This is a genomic window from Alienimonas sp. DA493 (assembly GCF_043951915.1).
GTDB lineage: Bacteria > Planctomycetota > Planctomycetia > Planctomycetales > Planctomycetaceae > Alienimonas.
In genome coordinates, this window is sequence record NZ_JBINJD010000222.1 from 1 (window position 1) to 6,717 (window position 6,717).

6 protein-coding genes are annotated in these 6,717 nt (G+C 71.5%); 3 read left to right on the plus strand and 3 right to left on the minus strand.

Annotation, left to right across the window (positions count from 1 at the left end; all coding sequences use genetic code 11):
- Positions 1-52 precede the first annotated feature (52 nt).
- From miaA to cysC, 3 genes are all read right to left on the minus strand, one after another.
- The gene (miaA, locus tag ACG2DA_RS21015) at positions 53-1,000 is read right to left on the minus strand and encodes a tRNA (adenosine(37)-N6)-dimethylallyltransferase MiaA (RefSeq protein ID WP_395258429.1); all 948 of its coding nucleotides are present in this window, start codon (positions 998-1,000) and stop codon (positions 53-55) included.
- A 449-nt stretch (positions 1,001-1,449) separates the two neighbouring features.
- Entirely contained in the window at positions 1,450-1,881 is a 432-nt protein-coding gene (locus ACG2DA_RS21020) for a hypothetical protein (RefSeq protein WP_395258431.1), read from the minus strand.
- Between the two features lie 155 nt (positions 1,882-2,036).
- Positions 2,037-2,651 carry an adenylyl-sulfate kinase gene (gene cysC, locus ACG2DA_RS21025; protein ID WP_395258437.1) on the minus strand — a complete coding sequence of 205 codons (615 nt, stop codon included), beginning with the start codon at positions 2,649-2,651 and terminating at the stop codon, positions 2,037-2,039.
- 339 nt (positions 2,652-2,990) lie between these two features.
- Between cysC and hisG the strand changes: the two genes are divergently transcribed.
- Genes hisG through ACG2DA_RS21040 form a run of 3 tightly spaced genes read left to right on the plus strand, consistent with a single transcriptional unit; the run spans position 2,991 to position 6,709 of the window.
- Positions 2,991-3,899, plus strand: a complete 909-nt coding sequence (gene hisG, locus ACG2DA_RS21030; RefSeq protein ID WP_395258432.1) for an ATP phosphoribosyltransferase — start codon at positions 2,991-2,993, stop codon at positions 3,897-3,899.
- Positions 3,900-3,957: 58 nt separating this feature from the next.
- Positions 3,958-6,090, plus strand: a complete 2,133-nt coding sequence (locus ACG2DA_RS21035) for a HEAT repeat domain-containing protein (protein ID WP_395258434.1) — start codon at positions 3,958-3,960, stop codon at positions 6,088-6,090.
- Positions 6,083-6,709: a hypothetical protein gene (locus tag ACG2DA_RS21040; RefSeq protein ID WP_395258435.1), complete on the plus strand. Its 627-nt coding sequence runs from the start codon at positions 6,083-6,085 to the stop codon at positions 6,707-6,709. Before ACG2DA_RS21035 ends, ACG2DA_RS21040 begins: the two co-directional genes overlap by 8 nt.
- Positions 6,710-6,717: the final 8 nt, after the last annotated feature.

The following is a 6,717-nucleotide window of genomic DNA, read 5'->3' on the forward strand; positions in this document are numbered from 1 at the left end:
CCCGCACCCTCACGAACCCCGGCGACGCCCGCGGGCGCCGGTCCGAAGCGGACTATTCGCCCCGGAGTCGCGGGAAGGCATCGATCAGGGCCGCCACGCCGGCGGCGTCCTCGTCGCCGCTGAGGGGGACCCGCAGGCACTCCGGCAGGCCGCGGAAGAAGGTGCACTGCCGTTTGCTGAACTGCCGCGTGCGGGTTTTCAGCCGCTCCACGCAGTCCGCCAGCGGCTCGCCGCCCTCCAGGTGGTCGAGGATCTCCTTGTAACCCAGTCCCTGCCGGGCGGTGGTTCCCAGGCCGGGGGCGGTCCGCAGGCGGTCCACCTCGTCGACCAGCCCCTCCGCCAACATCCGATCGACGCGGCGGTGGATGCGGTCCCACCGCACGGATCGCGGCGGGTCGAGCCACAGGCAGAGCGCCGGGCGGTCCGCCGCCGGCCGGGGTTCGTCCGTGGGGCGGCTGGCGGAGAAGGGCTCGCCGGTGAGGCGGATCACCTCCAGGGCCCGCACAATTCGGCGGGCGTCGGTCGTGTAGATGCCGGCGGCCGCGGCGGGATCGAGGGCGGCCAACTCGGCGTGCACCGCCTCCGGCCCGCGGGCGGCGACTTCCGCCTCCAGTTCGGCCCGCACCGCCGGGTCGCCGGGCGGGACGTCGCCCAAACCCCGCAGCAGGCTCCGCAGGTAGAACCCGGTTCCCCCGACGAACAGCGGGACCTTCCCGCGGTTCAAGACGTCCCGCACAGCGGCCTCGGCGTGTTCCAGATACCGGGCGACGCTGAAGGTTTCCGTCGGCTCCGCCAGGTCGAGCAGGTGATGCGGCACGGCGGCCCGCTCCGCGGCGGACGGCTTGGCGGTGCCGACGTCCATGCCGCGGAACACGGCCATGGAGTCGAGGCTGAGGATCTCCGCCCCCCACCGCTCCGCCAACAGCAGGGCGGCGGCGCTTTTCCCGCAGGCCGTCGGCCCGGCGAGCACGCGGCAGCGGCGGAGCAACTCAGGCGGCACGGCGGCGGGGCGGAGACGGGCGAGGCCGGAAACGACGAACCCTACCCGCAATCGCCGCCGTGCTCCCCTCTCGCTTGAGGGAGAAGGGCCGGGGGTGAGGGAGGCGAAGGGCTGGCCTGCTTCCGCTCTCCGCAGCGAGGCGCCGGCGGGAGAGCGAGGCGGGCCAGACAGAAGCATGCGGACGCCGCTGCCCCCTCACCCCCGCCCCCTCTCCCCCAAAAGGGGGCGAGGGGGGACGCGGTCTGCGGGCGCCGGTGAGAGGTTCGCCACGCTCTTCTCCCCTCTCCCTTGAGGGAGAGGGACCGGGGGTGAGGGTGGGCGAACGGTTCGCACGCCTCCGCTTCGGGCTCACGGGGGCCTCCCCGTCGAGCGGACCGTCCGCGGCCGGCAGGCGTCGCCGCCCCCTCTCCCCCTGTAGGGGGGAGGGGAGAGGAGAGCGGCGTGCGGGTCTACTCCGCGTCGGCGGTTGCCGCGTCGGCGGCGTCGGCTTCGGCGTTCGCGGCGGCCTCGGCCTTTTTCATCGCCTCGTAGGCTTTGAGAAACTCCTTCTGGGCCGGGGTCAGGGCCGCGGTCACCTCGGCCTCCTGCTGAGCCTCCAGTTCGGCAATCTGTTCCCGGAGCGCTTCGATCTGGACGTGGTACTTCGCCTGCACGGCGTAGATACGTTCCTTCTGCTCCTGCGAGAGCCGCAGCACCCCCAACCCCGGCGGCAGGCGGCGGGGGTAGACGTCGATCCCGTCGCGGGCGCCCACGGTCGTCGGCTGGAACTCGGCCGCGGCCGGGGTTTCGCCGTCCTGACTGACGGCGGGGCGGTCGAGCCCGGACAGGCTCAGCAGGCCGAACGCGCACAACGCGGCGGGGAGGAGCGGACGCAACGACATGCGGGCCTCGACGGGCTCGGGGAACGGGGGGACGGTCCCTTTTGGCGGCGCCGTCGTCCCCGTTCAACCAAAAGGACGCCCCAGCCGGAGCGACGGCTCCGGCTGGGGCGTGCAAGATCCCTATAATCGAACCGCCCGGAGGACGGCCGACCGGCTCAGGCGGTTTTGAGGTAGCCGTTGGCTTCGAGGTAGTCCACGACCTCGGCGGCGAGCGTGTCCACGTCCTTGCCGTCGCTGTCGAGGGTCAGTTCGGCGTTCTCCGGCTCCTCGTAGGGGGCGTCGATGCCGGTGAAGCCCTTGATCTCGCCGGCCCGGGCCTTTTTGTAGAGACCCTTGGGGTCGCGGCCCTCGCAGGTTTCCAGGCTGGCTTTGACGTACACCTCGACGAATTTGCCTTCGTCGAACAGCGCCCGCACCTGATCGCGGTCTTCGCGGTAGGGGCTGATGAAGGCGGTCATCGTCAGCAGGCCGGCGTCGGCGAACAGCTTGCCGACCTCGCCGATCCGGCGGATGTTCTCCGTCCGGTCCTCGGGGCTGAAGCCGAGGTTCTTGTTCAGCCCCATCCGGATGTTGTCCCCGTCGAGGACGTAGGTGTGGAAACCCTTTTGATGGAGCAGGTGGTCGACGGTGTTGGCGATCGTGCTCTTACCGGCGCCCGACAGGCCGGTGAACCACAGCAGGGCGGACTTGTGGCCCATCAGTTCGGCCCGGTCGGCCGCGGAAACGCGGGACTCGTGCCAGGTGACGTTGGTGGCTTTCTGCTCGGCCATCTGAAGAATTGAAGAGAATGCGGCGCGGGGGCGGGGGGTGAGGTCGGGATCGTACGGCATTCCGCCCCGTTTCGTAACGCCGCGGCGGCGACGGCGTTTCGTCCCCCCTCGCCCCCTTTTGGGGGAGAGGGGTCGGGGGTGAGGGGGCTGTGATTCCCGATGACCGCTCGCCGTCCGCCCCGCTCTCCCGTCCGACGTCCGACCTTTCGTCGCAACTGAGAGCGGGAGCGTGCGAACCGTGCGTCACCCTCACCCCCGGCCCCTCTCCCTCAAGGGAGAGGGGGGAAGAACCGGCGCCGCGTTGCAATCCGGTCGGGTTCCCCGTGCAATCCCGCCGCCATGTCCGACTCGCCCGCCCCCTCAGACGCCTCCGAACCGAACCTCCTCAAGCTCGGCATCCCCGCCGGCAGCTTGCAGGAGGCGACTGCGGACCTGCTCCGCAAAGCCGGCTACAACCTGCAGATCAGCTCCCGCAGCTACTTCCCCCGCATCGACGACGGGGAGATCGAGTGCCTGCTGATCCGGGCCCAGGAGATGGCCCGCTACGTCGGGGAGGGCATCCTCGACGCCGGCATCACCGGCCACGACTGGATCGAGGAGACCGGCGCCGACGTCGTCGAACTGACTGAACTGGTCTTCAGCAAGGTCTCCCGCCGCCCGGTCCGGTGGGTCCTCTGCGTGCCGGAGTCCTCCCCGGTGCAGACCGTCAAGGACCTCGAAGGCAAGCGGATCGCCACGGAGGCCGTCGGCCTGACGAAGCGGTACCTCGACAAGCACGGGGTGAACGCCAAGGTCGAGTTCAGTTGGGGCGCCACGGAGGTGAAGCCCCCCCGGCTGGCGGACGCGATCGTGGAGGTGACCGAAACCGGCAGCAGTCTGCGGGCGAACAACCTGCGGATCGTGGACGAGGTGCTCCAGAGCACGACCCGCCTGATCGCCCACCCGGCCGCCGCCGCCGACGAGTGGAAGCGCCGCAAGCTGGACGACCTCGTCCTGATGCTCAACGGCGTGCTGAACGCCGAGGGCAAGGTCCAGTTGATGATGAACGTGGCGAAGACGGACCTCGACGCGGTGCTGGCCGTGCTGCCGAGCCTGGAGAGCCCGACGATCAGCAGCCTGGCGGACGAGGACCGGGTCGACGTGCTGAGCGTCGTGGAGGAACGCTTCGTCCGCCGCGTGATGCCCGAACTCAAGGCTGCCGGCGCCCGCTGGATCGTGGAGAGCCCGATCTCGAAGATTATTGAATAAACAACGCTTGATCGTTGTCGGGTAGGGTGGGCGGGCCTCGCCCCGAACGGAGAGTCCCGTGTCCGCCGCCCTGTGTCTCGCCCTGCTCGCCGCGGCCCCGCCGGACGACGGCGTCGACTGGGCGGAGGCGACCCCGCAGCAGTGGGCCGTCCGGCTGTCCGTGGCGTCGGGATTCGGGAGCGACGGGGAGTACGCGAAGGCGCTGCAGGAGATCGCCGCGCTCGGCCCCCGCGCCCGGGAGGCGGTACTGTTGGAGGTCATGGCTGAAGGGGGGAATCCCGCGGGACACCGGCTTTATGACGCGGACAAGGCCATCGAAGCGCTCGCCGTCGACGGAGTGCCAGCGGTCATCGCGGCGATCGTCTCAGACCGCACGCGGCTCCGGGAGGTCGGTTGGCGGGCGGCGGGTCGACTGATCCCAAGGGAAAACGATGCGGTTCCGGCGGATCCCGCGGTGGCCACGGCGCTGCTCGCCGCCGCCGAGCCGGGATTCTCGGACGCCGACCGGGCGGTCGAGTTTTTAGAGGCCGACGTCTTTCTCAACCGCGTCCGGGGCCCGGCCGTTCAGGTCGCCTTGACGCTGTTCGACCACCCCAGCCCGAAGGTGCGGGAGGCCGCGGCGGCGGCGATCGCCGTCGCGTTTCGGCGGGCGAATTACCGCCCGAACGAGATGCCCCCACTGTCCGCCGCGGACGCCGCCGCCCGCGTTGCCGGCGTCACGGCGCTGCGTGCGGCGGCGACCGACGATCCGGCCCCCGCCGTGCGAACCGCGGCGACGGAGGCGTTGGCCCGTCTGGGCGAGGGGAGCGACCTCGTTTTGCACCACCTGCTGACCCGCGCCCTGTCATTCGGGCCGGCGTCCGACTCCCAGGAGGCCGGCCAGTTGTTCCAGGCTCTTCAGGCCCTCCGTCGCTATCCGGAGCACGCGGCGGCGGCCCGCGTGGCCCTCGCCCCCCAAGCCCTCGCGGCGGTCCCGGCGAACCCGCGTGCGTTTTTCTACGCGGGGGACCTGTTCTTCGAATGGGGCCCAGACGCGTTTGGCTTCGAACGGACCGTCGGTCAGTTGGTGCAGGACGAGACGTGGCGGGATGACGCGATCGACATGCTGGGCTGGATGGGACCGGCGGCGAAGTCGGAACTGCCGCGACTCGTCCCGCTGCTGGGCGAGGCCGGGGCCGCAACCGAGGCGAACAGCGACCGGTGGGACGAGGGCGAGTTTCGCCTCCACGTGGCGCAGGCGGTCGCCAAGATCGACCCGAGCCACCCCGCCTTGCCGGACTTGGTGTTCCCCAGGATTCCCGAGGTTCCTGCGGACCTGCCGAACGAACCCCCGGACGGGGCGACCCCGGCGGAACGCAAAGCTTGGTCGGAGGGATGGAGGCAAGTTGAACGGGCGTTATGGCGACCCGCCAGCGTCTTGTGGGCGATGGGCCCTCACGCCGCTCCGGCCCTGCCGCAACTGCGACCGCACCTCACCCGGTTCCGATCTGGGCAGCCGCGGGTCTCTGTATTTCTCGCGGTTGCCGGGGCGGGGCCGCTGCCGGACGACCTGTTGCCGATCTACGCGGCACAGAACCATCCGTCGATCATTCAGGAGACGCAGTGGGTTTTGAGGACCGTCGGCGCCCCGGCGTTACCGGCCCTCGCCGCGGCGTTGACCGTCGCGGCCAACGCGGACGCCGAGGTCGTCGTCACGGACCCGCGGACCGGGGAGTTCTTCAAGACGATCAAGGCACTGTACCGTTCACAGGAATCGGCGGCGCTGAATCGGAGCGTCTCGCTGAAGTTTCGGCTCCAGTCGCTCACGAAAATGCGGCCGGAGGACCTCGCCCAACACCGCGACGTGCTGACGGCGGCGATCGCGCCGCTGACACAGGACGAGGATTTGATCGCGCAAGGTTGGGCGCTGGCGGCCCTGCAAGCCGTGCGGCCGACCGACCCCGCCGCATTCCTCGCCGCCGTGGCCGACGACGACCCCCGCATCCGCGGCGCCGCGGTGCGGGCGCTGGGGGCCTACGGCGATCAGGAGGGCGTCCGATCGGTCCTCGCCGCGGCGCTGAAGGACGAGTACGCCACCGTCCGCCTGCCCGCGGTGCGGGCGTGGCGGGCGGCGGGGTTCGACGAGGAAACGCTCGAACCGCTGCGGGACGATCCGAACCCGGCGGTGCGGATTGCGGCTCGGGATGAGTGAGGGCGGGCCGACCGTCTACAAGCTCGGCGGGAGCCTGTTCGATCGGCCGGACCTCGCCGGCCGGCTGGGTGCTCTGCTGGCCGGCGAACCGCGGGCGCTGGTCGTCGCCGGCGGGGGGGCCGTGGCGGACGCGGTGCGGGACTGGGACCGCGTCCACCGGCTGGGCGAGGAGCGGGCCCATCGGCTGGCCTGCGAGGCGCTGGGGGTCACGGCCCGGTTCGTCGTCGCCCTGCTGCCGGGGGCGGAACTGGCGGCGACCCGGGAGGCCGCCAGCGACGTTTGGGAACAGGGGGGCGTCGCCGTGCTGGACCTGCCGGCGTTTCTGGCGGCGGAGGAGCCGCGCGACCCGGACCCGCCGCCGCACACCTGGGACACCACCAGCGACGCGCTCGCCGCCTGGGTCGCCCGCCGCTGGCCGGCGGGGCGGTTGGTGATGCTGAAAAGCTGCGAGCAGCGCCCGGACGCCGTCGACCGCCACTTCGCACGGTTCTCCGCGGGGTTGGCGGTGGAGTGGGTGAATCTGCGGGGGGAATCTCCGTCGGCGAGCGGGAGGCGTCAGCCCGCCGTGCGCTCTCACCGGCCCGAGCGTGCGGACGCCGCGGAACGCGCGGGGGGCTAACGCCCCCC

Excerpts from the sequence above, each read along its gene's own strand:
- ACG2DA_RS21020 (WP_395258431.1), bottom strand. The coding sequence starts at position 1,881 with ATGTCGTTGCGTCCGCTCCTCCCCGCCGCGTTGTGCGCGTTCGGCCTG.
- cysC (WP_395258437.1), bottom strand. The coding sequence starts at position 2,651 with ATGGCCGAGCAGAAAGCCACCAACGTCACCTGGCACGAGTCCCGCGTT.
- hisG (WP_395258432.1), top strand. The coding sequence starts at position 2,991 with ATGTCCGACTCGCCCGCCCCCTCAGACGCCTCCGAACCGAACCTCCTC.
- ACG2DA_RS21040 (WP_395258435.1), top strand. The coding sequence starts at position 6,083 with ATGAGTGAGGGCGGGCCGACCGTCTACAAGCTCGGCGGGAGCCTGTTC.